The following is a 19,094-nucleotide window of genomic DNA, read 5'->3' as shown; positions in this document are numbered from 1 at the left end:
AAGAATATCCATAACGACATCAATAAGACATTGATCCAATTTGCATTACAAATTAATTCGGCGTACGTAGTAATTGCATTACAATTTGTTCTTATCTTGTGGTTCTTGGGAACCTCTGTACTGATTTGAGAACCTCCGTTCTAAATCCAATACTTGCTGCATGTTAAAAGGAATAAGGCTTGCTGTCTGTTTACTCCTGGCTTCGGCTTTTTTGACCGTACACGCCACTACCTATACCGCTACAACAACCGGGAACTGGAGCGCTGCCGCCACATGGGGCGGGGCGGGTGTACCTACCACCGGAGACGTGGCGATTATTCCCGCCGGGTATACTGTTACCGTAGATGCAGCCGCCGGTTCGGCAGACGCCACCTATGGAACCTTCGATTTTAATAACCCATCCAGGATCGAAGTATTCGGTACCCTGATCGTTGTCGGCACCACGCCCACCACCGCGGGCGTTTACTTCTTGAACCCACTGCAACTGGAGGTTTATTCCGGCGGTGTCATCGAAGACAATGACTCCGATGGAGCGTTTGACTTTGTAGAAACGTCCACGATCACCGTTTACACAGGAGGCAAATTCTATGTCTCTACAGCCGGCGGATCTAATAACTACTTTACGTGGATTTACGATATAACCAAAGATCCTTTTATCACCGGCCCTAATACGCCTTACTACCTGGGTAATGATGGCACCTACTATACCGGGATGAATACTTTCTTACCCGGCCCCTTCACAGTAACGGTCGCCAACGGCGCCTCGACTACTGCCGACGCGTCCTTCGTCGAATCAACGGATCCATCTTCCGTTACGACCGCGGCTACGAGCGTCGGTTACTCGACCGTCACCCTCAACGGCACAGTCGGTGACGGCGGAAACGCGACGAGCAGTATCCGATTCCAAGTTGGCACGAGTCCCACACTGAGCAGCGGTGTCATTACTTATTACCTCGCTACCCCCTCCACCCTTGCGGCCGGAGCCGGGGTCACCCCGATCACAAGAGCGGTGACATCTATAGCAGCCAACACCACCTTTTATTACCGGGTGGGTGCAACCAATTCGCTTGGAACAACGGTGGGGAATATCCTTTCTTTCACAACGCTAGACCCCCTCGGTCGTCTTATCATCAGTAGTGGGACACTGTCCCCGTCGTTCAGTTTGGCGATAAAAAGTTATTATGCCAATGTAGCCAATTCGGTCACCAGCCTCACCGTTACCCCAACGGCATCCAGTACCCCGGCAACGATAAAGGTAAATGGCACGAGCGTTTCCTCCGGGTTGCCTTCGGGACCCATTGCGTTGAGTGTCGGGTCAAATACCATCACCGTCGTTGTCACTGCCAGGGACGGCGTTACCACAGATACCTACACAATTACAGTCACCCGGGCGGCGTCTTCCGTGGCAACACTTTCGGGGCTTTCTATCAGCAACGGGACACTGTCTCCCACGTTCGCCACCGGGACGACCGGCTACACCGCTAGCGTCGCCAATACCGTCACCAGTCTGACCGTCACCCCGACGGTCACCGACAACACCGCATCGGTGACGGTGAATGGCTCTTCTGTTTCGTCTGGCACGGCCTCCGGTCCCATCGCCCTGAATGTCGGGTCCAATACCATCACCGTTGTCGGCACCGCACAGAATGGCACCACCACGGATACGTATACGATCACGGTCACCAGGGCACCGTCATCCGTGGCAACACTTTCGGGGCTTTCTATCAGCAATGGGACACTGTCTCCCTCGTTTGCCACCGGGACGACCGGCTATACGGCTAGTGTAGGCAATGCCGTCACCAGTCTGACCGTCACCCCGACGGTCACCGACAACACCGCATCGGTGACGGTGAATGGCTCTTCTGTTTCGTCTGGCACGGCCTCCGGTCCCATCGCCCTGAACGTCGGGTCCAATACCATCACCGTCGTCGGCACCGCACAGGATGGCACCACCACGGATACGTATACGATCACGGTCACCAGGGCACTGTCTTCCGTTGCAACACTTTCGGGGCTTTCTATCAGCAGCGGGACACTGTCCCCCTCGTTTGCTACCGGAACCAACGGCTATACGGCTAGCGTCGCCAATACCGTCACCAGTATGACCGTCACCCCGACGGTCACCGATAACACCGCATCGGTGACGGTGAATGGCTCTTCTGTTTCGTCTGGCACGACCTCCGGTCCCATTGCCCTGAACGTCGGGTCCAATACCATCACCGTCGTCGGCACCGCGCAGGATGGTGTCACTACGGATACGTACACCATCACTGTTACCCGGGCGGGGTCTTCCGTCGCTACCCTTTCGGGGCTTTCTATCAGCAGCGGGACGCTGTCCCCCGCGTTCGCTACCGCAACCAACGGTTACACGGCTAGTGTCGCCAATACCGTCACCAGTATGACCGTCACCCCGACGGTGACCGACAACACCGCATCGGTGACGGTGAATGGTTTATCCGTGGCCTCTGGCACGGCCTCCGGTCCCATTGCCCTAAGCGTTGGGTCGAATACCATCACCGTCGTCGGCACCGCACAGGATGGCACCACCACGGATACGTATACGATCACGGTCACCAGGGCACCGTCCTCCGTTGCAGCACTTTCGGGGCTTTCTATCAGCAGCGGGACGCTGTCCCCCGCGTTCGCTACCGCAACCACGGGCTATACGGCTAGCGTCGCCAATGCGGTGTCCAGTCTCACGGTCACCCCGACGGTGACAGACAACACGGCAACGGTTACCGTCAACGGCACAACCGTTTCCTCCGGGTCTGCTTCGGGGCCCATCGCCCTCAGCGTTGGGTCGAATACCATCACAGTCGTTGTCACCGCCCAGGATGGCGTCACCACGGATACTTATACGATTGCTGTCACCCGGGCGCCGTCTTCCGTCGCTACCCTTTCCGGTCTTACCCTTAGCAGCGGTACCCTGGCACCGGCTTTTGCTACCGGGACCATCAGCTACACGGCTGGCGTCGCCAACGGGGTCACCAGCATCACAGTCACCCCGACGGTGACCGACAACACGGCATCGGTTACTGTCAACGGCTCGACCGTTTCCTCCGGGTCTGCTTCGGGCCCCATTGCGTTGAGCGTTGGGTCGAATACCATTACGGTCGTTGTCACCGCCCAAGATGGCATTACGACAGACACTTATACAATCACGGTCACCAGGGCGCCGTCCTCCGTCGCCACACTTTCCGGTCTTAGCTTCAGCAGCGGCACCCTCGCACCGACGTTCGCCACCGGGACGACCAGCTATACCGCCAGCGTCGCCAATGGGATCACCAGCGTTGCCGTCACACCGACCGTGACCGACAATACGGCAACGGTTACTGTTAACGGCTCGACTGTTTCCTCCGGGTCCGCTTCAGGCCCCATCGCATTGAATGTCGGGGCTAATACCATCACGGTCGTTGTCACTGCCCAGGATGGCGTTACGACGGATACTTATACGATTTCTGTCACCCGGGCGGCCTCTTCCGTGGCTACACTTTCTGGCCTTAGCCTCAGCAGCGGTACCCTGGCACCCACGTTTGCCACCGGAACCACCAGCTATACTGCCGGCGTTGGTAATGGCGTCACCAGCGTCACGGTCACCCCAACGGTAACCGACAACACGGCGACGGTTACCGTCAACGGCACCTCTGTTTCCTCCGGGACGGCCTCCGGTCCCATCGCCCTGAGCGTTGGATCTAATACCATCACCGTCATCGTCACTGCCCAGGATGGCACCACTACGGATACGTACACGATCACGGTCACCAGGGCGCCGTCCTCTGTTGCTACCCTTTCCGGCCTTGCCCTCAGCAGCGGCACCCTAGCACCGGTGTTCGCCACAGGAACCACCAGCTATACCGCTAACGTCGGTAACGTGGTCACCAGCATCACAGTCACCCCGACGGTGACCGACAATACTGCATCGGTGACGGTGAATGGCTCTTCTGTTTCGTCTGGCACGGCCTCCGGCCCCATTGCCCTGAACGTTGGGTCTAATACCATCACCGTCGTTGTCACCGCCCAAGACGGTGTCACTACGGATACTTATGCAATCACTGTTACCCGGGCACCGTCCTCCGTCGCCACGCTTTCCGGTCTTAGCCTCAGCAGCGGCACCCTCGCGCCGACGTTCGCCACCGGGACGACCAGCTATACCGCCAGCGTCGCCAATGGGATCACCGGCGTTACCGTCACACCGACCGTCACCGACAACACGGCAACGGTTACCGTTAACGGCTCGACCGTTTCCTCCGGGTCCGCTTCAGGCCCCATCGCGTTGAACGTTGGGGCGAATACCATCACCGTTGTTGTCACCGCGCAGGATGGCGTTACGACGGACACTTATACGATCACGGTCACCCGGGCGCCATCCTCCGTTGCTACACTGTCCGGCCTTATCCTCAGCAACGGGACACTGTCCCCCTCGTTCGCCACCGGGACGACCGGCTATACGGCTAGCGTCGCCAATACCGTCACCAGTCTGACCGTCACCCCGACGGTCACCGATAACACCGCATCGGTGACGGTGAATGGTTTATCCGTGGCTTCTGGCACGGCCTCCGGTCCCATTGCACTGAACGTTGGGTCTAATACCATCACCGTCGTTGTCACCGCCCAAGACGGTGTCACTACGGATACTTATACGATCACTGTTACCCGGGCACCGTCCTCCGTCGCCACGCTTTCCGGTCTTAGCCTCAGCAGCGGCACCCTCGCGCCGACGTTTGCCACCGGGACGACCGGCTATGCCGCCAGCGTCGCAAACGGGATCACCAACGTTACCGTCACCCCGATTGTCACCGACAACACGGCTACGGTAACCGTCAATGGTTCGGCAGTTTCCTCCGGGTCTGCCTCGGGACCCGTTGCCCTAAACGTTGGATCGAATACCATTACCGTCGTTGTCACCGCCCAAGACGGCGTCACCACGGATACTTATACGATCGCTGTCACCCGGGCACCGTCCGCCATCGCTACACTTTCCGGCCTTACCCTCAGCAGCGGGACACTGTCCCCCTCGTTCGCCACCGGGACGACCAGCTATACGGCTAGCGTCGCCAATACCGTCACCAGTCTGACCGTCACCCCGATGGTCACCGACAACACCGCATCCGTTACGGTGAATGGTTTATCCGTGGCTTCTGGCACGGCCTCCGGGCCCATCGCCCTGAGCGTTGGATCGAATATTATCACTGTTGTCATTACCGCCCAAGACGGCGTCACCACGGATACTTATACAATTACTGTAACCAGGGCGCCGTCTTCGGTCGCCACCCTTTCCGGGCTTAGCCTCAGCAGCCGCACCCTGACACCGTCATTCGGAACAGGGACCACCAGCTATACCGCCAGCGTTGGCAATGGGGTCACCAGCATCACCGTCACCCCAACGGTGACTGACAACACCGCGTCGGTGACGGTAAACGGCACGGCGGTTTCTTCCGGGTCTGCCTCCGGACCCATCGCGCTGAATGTCGGATCGAATACCATCAACGTCGTTATCACCGCCCAAGATGGCGTCACCACGGATAGTTATACGATCGCAGTTACACGGGCGCCGTCTTCCGTCGCTACCCTTTCCGGTCTTAGCCTTAGCAGCGGCGCCCTGGCACCGACGTTCGCTACTGGTACCACCAGCTATACCGCCAGCGTTGGCAATAGCGTCACCAGTGTTTCCGTCACTCCGACGGTGACCGACAACACGGCTACGGTGACCGTCAACGGAACTACGGTTTCCTCCGGCTCTACTTCGGGACCCATCGCGCTGAATGTCGGATCGAATACCATCACCGTCGTTGTCACTGCCCAGGATGGCGTCACCACGGATACTTATACGATCGCAGTTACACGGGCGCCGTCTTCCGTCGCTAACCTTTCCGGTCTTAGCCTTAGCAGCGGCGCCCTGGCACCAACGTTCGCTACAGGTACCACCAGCTATACCGCCAGCGTCGGCAATAGCGTCACTAGTGTTTCCGTCACTCCGACGGTGACCGACAACACGGCTACGGTGACCATCAACGGAACTACGGTTTCCTCCGGCTCTGCTTCGGGACCCATCGCCCTGAACGTCGGTTCGAATACCATCACCGTCGTTGTCACTGCCCAAGATGGCGTTACGACTGATACTTATACGATCACGGTCACCAGGGCGCCGTCTTCCGTTGCCACACTGGCAAACCTCGCCCTTAGCAGCGGCTCCCTGGCACCAACGTTTGCAACTGGAACGACCAGCTATACCGCCAGCGTCGGCAATGGGGCCACCAGCATCACCGTCACTCCGACGGTGACCGACAACACGGCATCGGTGACGGTGAACGGCACGGCGGTTTCCTCCGGGTCTGCCTCCGGACCCATCGCCCTGAACGTCGGATCAAATACCATCACTGTCGTTGTCACTGCACAGGATGGCGTTACGACAGATACTTATACAATTACTGTAACCAGGGCACCGTCATCCGTTGCCACGCTGGCAAACCTCGCCCTCAACAGTGGAACACTGGCCCCATCATTCGTAACAGGAACGACCAGCTACACAGCCAGCGTAGGTAATGCAACGACCGGCATCACCGTTACACCAACGGTAAACGACAACACCGCATCGGTGACGGTGAACGGCACGGCGGTTTCTTCCGGGTCTGCCTCCGGGCCCATCGCGCTGAACGTCGGATCGAATACCATCACCGTCGTTGTCACTGCTCAAGATGGCGTCACCACGGATACCTATACTATTACTGTAACCAGGGCGCCGTCTTCCGTCGCCACACTTGCAAACCTCGCCATCAGCAACGGTACCCTGGCACCGTCATTCGGAACCGGAACTACCAGCTATACCGCCAGCGTCGGCAATGGGGTCACCAGCCTCACGGTCACCCCAACGGTGACCGACAACACCGCGTCGGTGACGGTGAACGGCACGGCGGTTTCTTCCGGGTCTGCCTCCGGACCCATCGCGCTGAATGTCGGATCGAATACCATCACCGTCGTTGTTTCCGCCCAGGACGGCGTCACCACGGATACTTATACGATTGCTGTCACCCGGGCGCCGTCTTCCGTCGCCACACTGGCAAACCTCGCCATCAGCAGCGGCACCCCGGCACCGACGTTCACCACCGGAACAACCAGCTATACAGCTAGCGTAAGTAACGCAACAACCAGCATTACCGTTACACCGACGGTCACCGACAACACCGCATCGGTGACGGTGAATGGAACAACCGTGACGTCGGGATCAGCTTCCGGCCCCATTGCCCTGAGCGTCGGATCGAATGCCATCACCATTGTTGTCACCGCACAGGATGGCGTTACGACAGATACTTATACGATCACGGTCACCAGGGCGCCATCTTCGGTTGCCACACTGGCAAACCTCGCCCTTAGCAGCGGCTCCCTGGCACCGACGTTCGCCACCGGAACGACCACCTATACGGCTAGCGTAAGTAACGCAACAACCAGCATCACCGTCACCCCGACAGCAACGGACAACACAGCAACCATAAAGGTTAATGGGACAGCCGTAACATCGGGATCAGCCTCGGGCCCCATTGCCCTGAGCGTCGGCTGGAACACCATCACCGTCGTTGTCACCGCCCAGGACGGCGTCACAACAGATACCTATACAATCACGGTGACAAGGTCGCCGTCTCCCGTCGCCACACTGGCAAACCTCGCCCTCAGCAGTGGCGCCCTGACGCCCTCGTTCGCAACGGGTACGACCAGCTACACAGTGGGCGTAACCAATGCAACAACCAGCATCACCATCACCCCAACAGTAACAGACAACACAGCAACCATAAAGGTCAACGGGACAGCCGTAACATCGGGGTCAGCCTCGGGCCCCATTGCCCTGAACGTCGGCTCGAACACTATCACCGTCGTTGTCACCGCCCAGGACGGCGTCACCACAGATACTTATACGATCACGGTCACCAGGGCGCCGTCTTCCGTCGCCACACTGGCAAACCTTGCCCTTAGCAGTGGCGCCCTGACGCCCTCATTCGCAACGGGCACGACCAGCTACACAGTGGGCGTAACCAATGCAACAACCAGCATCACCATCACCCCGACAGTAACAGACAACACAGCAACCATAAAAGTTAATGGGACAGCCGTAATATCGGGTTCAGCCGAGGGGCCCATTGCCCTGAACGTCGGCTTGAACACCATCACCGTCGTTGTCACCGCCCAGGACGGCGTTACGACAGACACTTATACGATCACGGTCACCAGGGCGCCATCTTCGGTTGCCACGCTGGCAAACCTCGCTATCAGCAGTGGTCCCTTGACACCCTCATTTGCCACCGGGACGACCAGCTACACAGCCAGCGTAGGTAATGCAACGGCCAGCATCACCGTCACCCCGACAGCAGCGGACAACACAGCAACCATAAAGGTGAATGGGACAGCCGTAACATCGGGGTCAGCCGCAGGGCCCATCACCCTGAACGTCGGCTCAAATACCATCACCGTCGCTGTCACCGCACAGGATGGTGTCACCACGGACACCTATACGCTGACGGTTACAAGAGCGTCGATGGCTGCTCAAACCATTACGTTTAGTCCGTTACAGGCGGTCACCTATGGGCATCCGGATGTCGCCATCGATGCGACGGCGACTTCGGGGTTACCCGTGACGTTTACGTCGCAGGATAATTCGATTGCTACCGTATCGGAAAACGCCAGCGGTCAGTGGATGGTCCATATTGTATCCGCAGGTCAGGTGACCATTACCGCTTCCCAGGGTGGAGACGCCTCTTACCTGCCGGCCGGTGAGGTCAACCAGGTGTTGCAAATCAACAAGGCCGATCAATCGATCGCCTTCCCGGCACTGCCGTCGAGCGTGACGACGGGTACCCCTATTATGCTAACAGCCGCCGCAAGCTCGGGGCTGCCGGTTACCTATACCGTTTCAGACCCGACGCTGGCGACGATCATAGGGAACCAACTGGAATTCACCGGTACGGGGTCCGTCACCGTCGCCGCTAAACAGTCGGGGGACAACGATTACAACGCGGCCACCCCTGTCTCCTTTACCATTACGTCGTACAGCGGGGCCGGGTTCCAGTCACACATCGGGGCATTCCCCAATCCGGCACACGGAACGCTGCACATCCGCTTCAGCTCCGACTACCTGATCGTGAAGTACATCATGTTCTCGGTCAGCGGCTGGGTTGTCCGTGGGGAGACTGACGTGACTAACAACAGCAACGATATACCGGTCGACATATCCAATCTTGCACCGGGGTATTACCTGCTACGAGTGGTCTGTATCCGGAACAATGAATTGGTTTACCCGGTATTCAAAGTGTTGGTGCAATAAAGACATAATGTAATGTTGTCTTTTTATCAGGCGTTTTTCATCTGTTCGATGGCGCCCCACCCCTCGGGGGTGATCCCCATAATTTCGGTAGCCACCCCCATCGTCTGACTGGTGTCGAAAAACGCCATCCGCGCGATGGGGTGGTCTACTTCGCTGATAACCGCATAGCCGTCTTCGCGCAGTTGGCCGGTGACGCGCGGGACCACCCATCCGATTTGGGCCAGTTCAAGACCGGCGATCGTGTTTATCATTGAACAAAGTTAAACGGGCGGACAAACTAAGTCCGGGGCATTCGCGACAATGTGCGGGCTTTTAACACTCAATAAAAGAACTGTTCCTTGACAACTTGCCCCTCCTTCACATGAAAAACCCCAATTTCCTCCAGTACCATGGGTGGCTGCCCCTTGAACGTCACCTCCTGTTTCAGGGTGACGCTGAAAAATTCACCCGCGACGATCGGCTCGCTACAGGCATAACTGTGTAGTGTTTCTATCCCGGACCGGCGTGCAATCCCCTTCGCCTTGACGGCCTCCCGGCCGTGGGTCAGGACGGGCATCCCCATCTGTGCTGCTTTTTCGGGTTCCTGGCAAACGACGTCTTCGTGATAGAGGGTGTCCTGGATCTCGATAAATTTCCGTTGTGTCATCAGCTCCTGGTAACGGGCCGCTAGTTCCTGGGTTGTCATGGTCTTTTTTTTATGGGACCAAGGTAAAAGGGGTGAGTGACAGCCCTATGTCAGCAGATATTGGCCAAATGCAGCAGTTATATAATGCCGCCTTTTAACTTCCTGATTTCTAGTAGTTTTAGAAAAATCTATAGCCCATGATACGAATGCTACTCTCCTTTGTTTTTTTCCTTACTACCCTCTCGGCCTTTGCCAGCGGCGAAACGATCACCGCGGTTAACCTGCCATCGGCTACCAATCCTTGTGGCCAGGATTACTTTCAACTGACCTCCTTTACCCCGCCGGCCGGCGCCAATTTTCAAAAGTCAATGTGGTATGGCAGTGGCGTTTATCAGGCGACCTCTACCGATGTCACCCAGGCGGTGCGCATAACCTGCAACGCCAACGACGGCAACTGGACATTTACCGTATACTGCATCGTCTATTACGATAACGGCACGACGGCAAAATCAAATACCATTAATGTGCCGCTGGCCGCCATAGCCATGAATACCATTACTCAGAACACGCCTGCGCTCCTGAACTGTACTTCGCCGGTCACTTTTAATACGACCTTTACGTCCCAGTTATACGTCCCTACGCCCGCTGACGTCTCCTCCTATACCTGGAATGTTCCCAGCAATTGGACCGTTACTTCCGGCAACGGGGCCGGTGGTACCACGAACCCCACCGCAACGGTTACTCCGGATGCAACTACGGCCGGAAATGTGTCGGTCACGACAACACTGTACTGCGGCTATACCTTTACATCAACCGTCCTGGCGGTCTCCAGGCCTACGCAGGCCCCCACCTTCGGTTCCACCCCAACGGCTATCTGTAATAACTCCGCGAATACCTTTACCATCAATGCGCCCTGCGGAGCAACCAGCTATAACTGGAGCCTGTCGGGAAACGCAGCCGCGACTTTCCAGGCAAGCGGGTCACAGAGCCTGTCCACCCCGGCAACGTCCGTTGTCGTATCAGCCGGTACAGTGGGTAGTGGTTCTACCGTAACCGTGTCCGTAGCATCCGTCTATCCAAACGGCGCGACCAGCAGCCCGGTGTCCGTAGCCATCACTACAGGTACCAAGGGTCCTTTCCTGAACAATCTCGTCGATGGAGAAAAATTGACGGGCCCCGGTCCTTTTAGTTGGACCATGAGACCGCTCACGGCGGAACCGATCATCGCCTATAACTGGATCGTGGAACCCGTAGCCACGATCAGCGGCAAAACCACCAACACCGTCACTTTTACCACGCCTCACCTTAATTCCAACCAAACCGGCGACGTATACATCACGCCGGAATACGAAACGGCTTGCGGCGGCTGGGTGGACGGGCCTCAATACTATTTCGTGGACCAGGGCTCGGGTGCTGGCGGGTTCGGGGCCCAGACAGCGAAGGTGACGCTGATGGCCCACTCAGGCATGAGGGAAGTGGCGATTATCGCGGACAAACAGGAGGGCGAAGCCAGCACGAGTACGATCAAAACCGCCAATGTTTTCAATACAGCCGGTCAACTGATGAAGAAGGCCACATTCGGCGGCACGAATGCCACTGAATACCTGGATATCCATGACCTGCCGGATGGTATTTATTTTGTTCAGATCATGACCAGCAAAGGGAGCTCCACGCAAAAGTTTGTCGTCATTCGCTAAGTGTATAATAAGCCCATGTAGCCCGGCGCGTTTGCGTCGGGCTTTTTTATTCCCCGGGCCCGACGTAATGCGAAATACATCCGACCGGCCTCCGGTCCCTGCTCATACGTTACCTTGAAATGAATCCTTGGATAGCTGCCTTGAAGGGTAAGCGTCTGGCTATGTTTTATCTTGCGCTCGCTCATACTTCTGAATTTACCGAAAATAAATCGTTTCTTCACAGCATAAATTATATGACCACAACCACCTTATTCGCGAGTTTCGACAGGTACCTTCCCCTCGACGAGGCGGAAAAAGCGGACGTAGCGAACCGGGTCGTCGAACGGAAAATCAAACGGAGGCAGTTCATCCTGCAGGAAGACGACGTATGCAAGCATTACACCTTTGTCGCAGAAGGATGCTTTAGGGTATTCCATGTAGACAAGAAGGGCGTAGAGCACAACCTCCAGTTTGCGGCGGAGAATGAATGGATCATGATCATCGACAGTTTTTTTAACCAAAAGAAAAGCAGCGTATATATAGAAGCCATAGAGCCCTCGGTCATTTTTCAACTGAGCCGGCCGGACCTCATCCACCTGTTCAGGACCTATCCAAAGTTCGACCGGAATTTCAGGGTGATCGTGGAAACCCGTTTTGCCGAACTGGAAAACCGGCTGTTACAAACCATAAGCGCCACCGCCGAAGAACGCTACCTGGCCTTTTTGGGGCAATACCCCGCCCTGTCGCAAAGACTGCCGAATACGCACATCGCCTCTTACTTAGGCATCACGCCGGAATTCCTCAGCAGGATCCGCAAGGAGCTTTCCAGGAAGGCTTAAACCAGGTTAAGGCTGTTTCTTAAACCAGCTTATACCACGGCGCCTGACGTTCGCGATAGCTTTGCGGGTATGGAAGACATACAACAAAGAAGGGAGGACTTCGATCGGAAGCCGCGCCCTTATGACTACGAGCCGACGGTATCCATTGCACCGGCCACCATCAACGGGGTATCCTGCTACTGGTTTACACCCGAGGATCCGGATCAGGGCAAGACGATCATTTACCTTCATGGTGGCGGCTTCGCCATGGGGTCTATCCGATCCCACGACAAGTTTGTCAGTCACCTGGCCAAAAAGCTGCAAGCCAGGACGCTCTTCATCGAGTACGCGCTGGCACCGGAAAAGCCGTGGCCCGCGGGTATTCAGGACATACTAAGCGTTTACGGGGAGGTCGATCTGCCGTACCTCATCGGAGACAGCGCGGGCGCCAGCCTGATCGTCCAGGTCATTGGCGAACTGCTCAAAAGGGACCTACCGCTGCCAAAGGCAGCCGTGCTGATTTCTCCCTGGATCAGGTTGGCTTGCGACTACCCCTCTTATGAAGCAAACGCCGCCATCGATCCAGTCCTGACCAGGGACCTGTTACAAATGCTTGCGCGCGCCTATGCGGGCGATGGAACGCTGGACCTGGCGAGCCCGGAAAATGTACGGCCGGCACGGTTCCCCCCGGTGCTCATCATGGCCGGTTCGAATGAAATATTGCTGGATGACAGCAGGCATTTCTATGAATACATAAAGGACATACAGCCGGTGTCGAGGTTGACGATTTATGAGGATCAGGTCCATGTATGGCTGCGTAAGGATGTTTATAGTACGGCAGGCCGCCGGGCTTTTGAAGAAATCGCCGGGTTTATTCGCCTTTTTTCACCGCATCCAGCAAATCCCTGTCTTTTTTTGTAAACGGCGCGCTGTCGGACGCCTTGAATGTGCTGGGGAAAATTTTTATCGCTTCGGTGGGTTTGACGTTGTCCGTGGCGGTGGGTGCGCCATTGGGGAAGGCGACGTCGATGCTGATCTCGTTGCCGACGTGGGTATTGTTGCCATCGGCGTCCTTTCGTACCGAGGCGCTCCATTTAACGTTGACGGGTTTCGCCTGGGTCGCCACGGAGCTCAGCTCGAATATGGCCCGTTCGTAAGGGATCATGTGCGTGTTGGCATCCGCGGTACCCGCCACGAGGTTTTCCGGCCGGTTGGGGCCGCCCAGGCGGCTACCCTGTATGTGCAACCACTCCCAATCTGTTGCATTCGCTTCGTCCGCGCTAAACCGCTTTACGTAGTCTTTCGCGGAAAAGTTGCTCATAGCCGCCTTCTGCCCCGCGTCCCGGCTCCCCCTGGTGGCGCGGTATACATATTTCTTCTCCCGTACCTTTGGTGCCGCAATCGGTCTGGCCGGTAAGGCTGCCCCCGCCGATGCATTACTCAAGCTGCCGCCTGTAGTCCGCTCATCGACGCCCAGATCCGCCAGCAATTCTATAAGGGCCATTGTATGCGCTTCAATCAGCGACTCCTCAACATAAACATACGTGTCGCTTACGCGCTCCTTTGCATAAGGTAATTTTGCCAACGTATAGGCCAACCCTGCTTTTTTAAGGTCGTCCTTTCCCTCCGGGAGCACCCTTACCTGGGGGTATTTCGCCTCCAATGCCTCCTTTTGTCCATCAACCCCTGAAAGAATAAACAAATCACCCGTCGTTACCTTGAAACGGAATTCGATGGATCCGTATCCTCCCCCGTCGTCTTCCGCCACACCGCCCAGCAATACACTCCCGACAAGGTCGTTTTTTGTTTTTTCCTTTTGTCCCGGGACAAAACGTTCGGCATTGTTTGCAAGCTCATCCACCTTCTTCGGCCCGGTTTCATTCTCGTCCCAAAGTAGCAGATCCTCCTGCAATATCTGCAACAGGTTTTTGGGGCTTGCGGTTGTTTTCAGCAACGCTTCTTTCGCTTCCCCCTGTTCTACGGACTCTACATGCGCGAACAAAAAGATATTCTTAGCTGCGTCACCGCCAAGGCCGGTAAAATAATTTTTCGGGACGCTGGCTACCTTAAAGAAAAGCTGCGGCTTGTTGTTGGCGGCGTCCTCCCCCTTGATATAGAGGCCTTGAAGATATTCGGTATCCAAATCCTCTCCATCCTCCTTGGCTTTGTTCCTAACAGCGATGATCCGTTCCTCGCTAAGCTTAGCGAATTTCGCCTGTATGGGAAGGGGTCCACCGTTTGATGCCGGCGTATTTGCAGCCGCGCGGCTGGCCGTCTGTGTAGGGGATGTATGGGAATGCGCTGGTATCATCGCGGGAGGTTGCATCCTAAGATAAGCTTTTTTTCAATAACAAATGGATAACAGGTTGCTTAACAACCAGCTAACCGCGCAGCTTTTCGTTTCGATGTAGTATTGTGTGGTATTTAAAATCACAATGCTATGATCACGATCGCAACCGTATTCGGCGCCTTTTGTCTCCTGTCGGCAGGCTTTCAGTACGCCTTCTTCACCCTGCGCCTCCAGCCGTCTGCTATTGAAATAGTCCCGGAAGAGAAAAAGTCATTTAATTAAACGACCGCCTGAAAGCCATGGGCGAAAGGCTGGTCTGGGCTTTAAAGAGCTTGCTGAACGACTGCAAGTGTTCAAACCCCAGCTCATAAGCAATTTCGCTGACGGACAAATGGGTGGTGGTTAACTTCTCCTTGGCGAGTTCCATCAGTTTATCGTGCAGGTGCTGTTGCGTACTTCGGCCGGTCAGCAATTTAAGAAGACTGGTTAGGTAACCCGGAGATATATGCAGCGCTTCGGCGATATACGCCACGCTGGGCAGGCCCTCTGTCGCCAAAGCACCGCTCCTGAAATAAGCCGACATCAGGTCTTCCAAACGACCCAGCACTTCGTGGTTGGCCACTTTGCGGGTAATAAACTGTCGCTGGTAGAACCGGTCGGCATAAGTGAGCAGCAATTCCAACTGGGCAACCATCACGCTTTGGGTAAACCGGTCGATATTCGTGCGGTATTCCTGCGCCATCGATTGTACGATGCCGGTGATCATAATTTCTTCTTTTTCCGAGAGATAAAGCGCTTCGTTAACGGTGTAGTCAAAGAATTCATATTGCCTGATGGACCTGGCCAGCGGTGTATTCCACAAAAAGTCAGGGTGCAGTTGGATCACCCAGCCCGTCGGTCTTTGCGTAATGCCTTGATCGACCTCAAAGCCAAAAACCTGCCCCGGCGCCATGAAGAAAAGAACCCCTTCATCAAAATCGCTGGTCTGCTGCCCATATTTAAAGATAACCTGGGGCGCTCTTTTCAACGAGATGCTGTAAAAATCAAAGATGATATTAACCTCTCCGTCCATAAACGGGGGCGTGATGTCCGCGAAGTCGATGACGCTCACCAACGGGTGCTCCGGCTTGGGCAGTTGCCATAGCCGGTGGTACTCCGTGATGGTTTTGATCCTATAGAGCTGCTTTGCGGGCATACAACAAGTTACGCTTTTGGAGTATGATACGCCACCGCAAATTCTTTGGCAAAATCGGCCAGCTTTACACGTCCCCACTTCGGTTGACTGCGGTGAAAGTTTTGAAGCGGTATCCCTTTGTGTATGAGCGTTTGCATCTCCACCAATGACGCCGCCAGTTTGTCCGGCATCTTAGCCATTTTCAGACCTTGCAACATCTCCTTGTCGGAAATCAATACCCATTTCAGCCAGGGTTTGCCAATGGCCGTGCCGATAATCCGGGCCGCTTCGTTGCAGGTCATTTCCTCGCTGCCGACATACCGGATCTTCTTTGGATCGGTGTTCGTCAGCAATTCTTCAGCGGCGGCGTCAGCGATGTCTTTGGGGGATACAAAAACAGTGCGGTCGTCACCACCATAGTTACCCATCAGGAGGCCCGTTTTACCGGTCAGCAACGCCCCGAGACCGGAATAGCGAAGCGTCAGAAATTTCCCGATCCATCCTTTGCCCCGGATCAGGTCCATCGACATATAAAAGTTGCTGTAAAAGGCAGCAGGCCGCAGGATGCAGACCGAGACGCCGTTCAATTGATCAAAGATCTTCTCTGCATTCCCCTCGCTGAGCAGGTCAGCAGCCCAGCCGCTAAGGACCACCGCCCGTGGTACACCGGTGCCTTTGATGGCCTGGACATAACTATCCGCCATCCGGCGCATATACCCATCCTGGTCGGTCTCGGCAAAGCTCATGGGGATCATGGCGTATACCGCGTCGGCACCTGTAAACGCCCTGGCCAAAAAACCGGTATCCCCAATGGAGCCGATCGCGGCGGTGGCGCCGATGGCTTCAATGGCGGTCTTTTTGGAGGGGTCGCTGCTGATAACTTTGACAGTATGTCCTTGCCTGACAAGGAGCTCCGTCAGGGGTTTGCTGATGTTCCCAAGGGAACCGGTGATCGTCATTTTCATTGGACAAAGATCACCCTGCCCGGGGAGGGAGATTTAGCCGGATCGGCTTTTGACTTAGCCGTTTTCCAAAATCCTTTTGCGATGCTGCTGCCCCCATCTGTTCATCGCGTTTAACACTTCCGAAAGCGTTTCGCTGTAGGGCGTCAGGGCGTATTCCACGGTCACCGGCCGGGTGTCGCACACCGTGCGGCTTACAAGGCCGTTCATTTCCAACTCGTGTAATTCCTTCGACAGGATGCGCGGTGAAATTTCCGCCTCCCTTGACAGCTCCTTGAACCGCCGCTTACCCCCTCTCAGGATAGACAGCAGCACCAGCTTCCACTTGCCACCCACCACGTCAAGCGTGTCCTGTATGGCCATTTTGGTTTTGCCGCAGGTTTCCTCGTCCAGCGTACAGGCATATTTCTTTTTCATAACGGTATCCTTTTTGTAACCGGTATCCTATATGTAACAGATTACAAAAGTATACCAACCCGTGATAACTTTGCCCTTTATTTTTAAATCACTCGACTATGTCAGGTAAAACAACAAAAACAATCGGCTGGATCTTAACCATCGTATTGGCGCTCTTTTTTGGATTGACGGGCATGATGAAGATCATGGAAAACAGCAAAATCATTGAACAAACGGCGGCCATTGGCATTGACGCCGGCACCGCCCGGATATTGGGATTGATCGAGATCCTGTCCCTTGTCCTTTTTGTGGTACCACGCACCGGTATTGTGGGCGCCCTCCTGCTCATGGCGTATATGGGGGGTGTTATCGCTACTGCCCTCCAACACCATCAACCCATGGTCATGTTTATCTTTGTAGAGGCCTTGATTTGGGTGGGCGCAGTACTTCGTTTCCCGGAATTGGGGCAAAGGTTAAAAGGTGCGCAATGATCCTGACACTCGACAGCGAAAAAGGGCCGCAGTTGTCCATTGCCGGCGGCCACTATAGAATACTCATCAGCGGCGATGACACCGGGGGTGCATACGCCGTGATCGAAATGCAGGTCCCTCCCGGCGGGGGCCCGCTGCCGCACGCCCATCCCGATATGCAGGAAATGTTCTATGTCGCCGAAGGCGAAATAACGTTTAAAACAGTGGGGCGGAAATTCCAGGCATCGAAGGGCGCCTTTATCAACATACCTTTCGGGGGCGACATCCACGCCTTCAAGAACACCTCGGAGCAGCCCGCAAAGCTCGTATGTACGGTCATCCCGGCAGGCCTTGAAAAAATGTTTAAAGAAGTCAGCGAAGCGACACCTGCCGAGGCCAGGGCGATCAGCGAGCGCTATGGAAGCAAGGTCTACCCCGCCGACTTTCTTGATTAATTAAACGACCGCCTGAATTCCAAAGGCGAAAGGTTTGTTTTCGTCTTGAACAGTTTACTAAACGACTGCGAGTGCTCAAAACCCAGGGTGTACGCCACTTCACTGACCGACAAACTGGTGGTGGACAGTTTCTCCTTGGCCTTGTCAATGAGTTTATCGTGGATGTATTGCTGCGCATTCTGCCCGATCAATGACCGGAGCATGTCGCTTAAATAACTGGGGGAGAGGTGTAGGTGATCGGCCAGGAACTGCACCGTGGGCAATCCTTTGTTGAGAGATTTTTCGTTGTTGAAGTAATCGTCCAAAAGGTCATCGAGCTTTTGCAACATATCGTTGCTCACCGCTTTCCGGGTGGTAAACTGCCGTTTGTAAAACCGGTTGGCATAGCTCAGCAACAGCTCGATCTGGGAAATCACGATGTCCTGGCTGAAATCATCGATCCGGCTGTTCAACTCGTCTTCGATCATTCCGAAAATGGATATGATTTTTTCCTTTTCACTTTCAGAAAGATGCAACGCTTCGTTGGTGGTATAGGAAAAGAAGCCATATTGCTTTATTTCTTTGGCCAGGGGATACCCCAGGAAGAAATCCGGGTGTATGAGCAGCGTATACAACGAACAGTGGACCGTACTGTTGCGGTCTTCCCCATCGCCGCCGATGATTTGATTGGGCGCCGCAAACAACAAGCCGCCTTCCTCAAAATCATAGTAGCTCTGTCCATATTTTATTCGTCCACCGAGGTTGGGCTTGTACGATATCTTATAGAAAGTGAGCACGTGTGCGTCGGGAAACTGTTTGACATCGACCGGGACTTTACTGCTGTTGAGCAGGGTGATCAAAGGATGCACGGGCTTTGGCAGGCCAAATGCCTGGTGCGCCTCTGATAATGACCGGAATTTATGATGGCTCATAACACTT

14 protein-coding genes are annotated in these 19,094 nt (G+C 55.5%); 7 read left to right on the top strand and 7 right to left on the bottom strand.

Annotation, left to right across the window (positions count from 1 at the left end; genetic code table 11):
• Window positions 1-160: 160 nt before the first annotated feature.
• Entirely contained in the window at window positions 161-9,310 is a 9,150-nt protein-coding gene (locus EDB95_RS15730) for a cadherin-like beta sandwich domain-containing protein (RefSeq protein WP_133994758.1), read from the top strand.
• 26 nt (window positions 9,311-9,336) lie between these two features.
• On the opposite strand, the gene EDB95_RS15725 is transcribed toward EDB95_RS15730, so the two are convergent.
• A complete protein-coding gene (locus EDB95_RS15725) occupies window positions 9,337-9,561 on the bottom strand; it encodes a hypothetical protein (RefSeq protein ID WP_133994757.1) in 225 nt (74 codons plus the stop codon).
• Window positions 9,562-9,629: 68 nt separating this feature from the next.
• Window positions 9,630-9,995 (bottom strand): SnoaL-like domain-containing protein, encoded by a 366-nt coding sequence (locus EDB95_RS15720; RefSeq protein ID WP_133994756.1) that lies wholly within the window; start codon window positions 9,993-9,995, stop codon window positions 9,630-9,632.
• Between the two features lie 137 nt (window positions 9,996-10,132).
• Between EDB95_RS15720 and EDB95_RS15715 the strand changes: the two genes are divergently transcribed.
• The 3 genes from EDB95_RS15715 (at window position 10,133) to EDB95_RS15705 (ending at window position 13,350) form a co-directional block, all read left to right on the top strand.
• Complete coding sequence (locus EDB95_RS15715; RefSeq protein WP_133994755.1) at window positions 10,133-11,632, top strand: T9SS type A sorting domain-containing protein; 1,500 nt, start codon at window positions 10,133-10,135, stop codon at window positions 11,630-11,632.
• Window positions 11,633-11,865: 233 nt separating this feature from the next.
• A complete protein-coding gene (locus tag EDB95_RS15710; RefSeq protein WP_133994754.1) occupies window positions 11,866-12,450 on the top strand; it encodes a Crp/Fnr family transcriptional regulator in 585 nt (194 codons plus the stop codon).
• Between the two features lie 69 nt (window positions 12,451-12,519).
• Window positions 12,520-13,350 (top strand): alpha/beta hydrolase fold domain-containing protein, encoded by an 831-nt coding sequence (locus EDB95_RS15705; RefSeq protein ID WP_133994753.1) that lies wholly within the window; start codon window positions 12,520-12,522, stop codon window positions 13,348-13,350.
• Here EDB95_RS15705 and EDB95_RS15700 read toward each other — a convergent pair.
• On the bottom strand, window positions 13,301-14,740 hold the full coding sequence (locus EDB95_RS15700) for a hypothetical protein (protein WP_133994752.1): 1,440 nt from the start codon (window positions 14,738-14,740) through the stop codon (window positions 13,301-13,303). The genes EDB95_RS15705 and EDB95_RS15700 overlap by 50 nt on opposite strands.
• A 129-nt stretch (window positions 14,741-14,869) precedes the next feature.
• On the opposite strand from EDB95_RS15700, the gene EDB95_RS27890 reads away from it, so the two are divergent.
• Window positions 14,870-15,001 (top strand): hypothetical protein, encoded by a 132-nt coding sequence (locus EDB95_RS27890; protein ID WP_262710523.1) that lies wholly within the window; start codon window positions 14,870-14,872, stop codon window positions 14,999-15,001.
• On the opposite strand, the gene EDB95_RS15695 is transcribed toward EDB95_RS27890, so the two are convergent.
• The 3 genes from EDB95_RS15695 to EDB95_RS15685 are packed head-to-tail and all read right to left on the bottom strand — an operon-like array spanning window position 14,994 to window position 17,272.
• Window positions 14,994-15,914 carry a helix-turn-helix domain-containing protein gene (locus EDB95_RS15695; protein ID WP_133994751.1) on the bottom strand — a complete coding sequence of 307 codons (921 nt, stop codon included), beginning with the start codon at window positions 15,912-15,914 and terminating at the stop codon, window positions 14,994-14,996. The two genes, EDB95_RS27890 and EDB95_RS15695, sit on opposite strands and share 8 nt — an antisense overlap.
• 8 nt (window positions 15,915-15,922) lie before the next feature.
• Window positions 15,923-16,858, bottom strand: a complete 936-nt coding sequence (locus EDB95_RS15690) for an NAD(P)H-binding protein (RefSeq protein WP_133994750.1) — start codon at window positions 16,856-16,858, stop codon at window positions 15,923-15,925.
• 54 nt (window positions 16,859-16,912) lie between these two features.
• Window positions 16,913-17,272, bottom strand: coding sequence for a winged helix-turn-helix transcriptional regulator (locus tag EDB95_RS15685; RefSeq protein WP_133994749.1), 360 nt, complete (start codon window positions 17,270-17,272; stop codon window positions 16,913-16,915).
• Window positions 17,273-17,370: 98 nt separating this feature from the next.
• On the opposite strand from EDB95_RS15685, the gene EDB95_RS15680 reads away from it, so the two are divergent.
• Together EDB95_RS15680 and EDB95_RS15675 are read left to right on the top strand one after the other, a co-directional pair.
• Window positions 17,371-17,742 carry a DoxX family protein gene (locus tag EDB95_RS15680; protein ID WP_133994748.1) on the top strand — a complete coding sequence of 124 codons (372 nt, stop codon included), beginning with the start codon at window positions 17,371-17,373 and terminating at the stop codon, window positions 17,740-17,742.
• A complete protein-coding gene (locus EDB95_RS15675; protein ID WP_133994747.1) occupies window positions 17,739-18,176 on the top strand; it encodes a cupin domain-containing protein in 438 nt (145 codons plus the stop codon). Before EDB95_RS15680 ends, EDB95_RS15675 begins: the two co-directional genes overlap by 4 nt.
• Here the strand turns inward: EDB95_RS15675 and EDB95_RS15670 are convergent.
• Window positions 18,173-19,087 carry a helix-turn-helix domain-containing protein gene (locus EDB95_RS15670; RefSeq protein WP_133994746.1) on the bottom strand — a complete coding sequence of 305 codons (915 nt, stop codon included), beginning with the start codon at window positions 19,085-19,087 and terminating at the stop codon, window positions 18,173-18,175. The genes EDB95_RS15675 and EDB95_RS15670 overlap by 4 nt on opposite strands.
• Between the last annotated feature and the right edge of the window lie 7 nt (window positions 19,088-19,094).

Origin of the sequence: Dinghuibacter silviterrae (genome assembly GCF_004366355.1) — a bacterium.
GTDB lineage: Bacteria > Bacteroidota > Bacteroidia > Chitinophagales > Chitinophagaceae > Dinghuibacter > Dinghuibacter silviterrae.
This window is presented reverse-complemented; position numbering and strand designations above follow the sequence as displayed.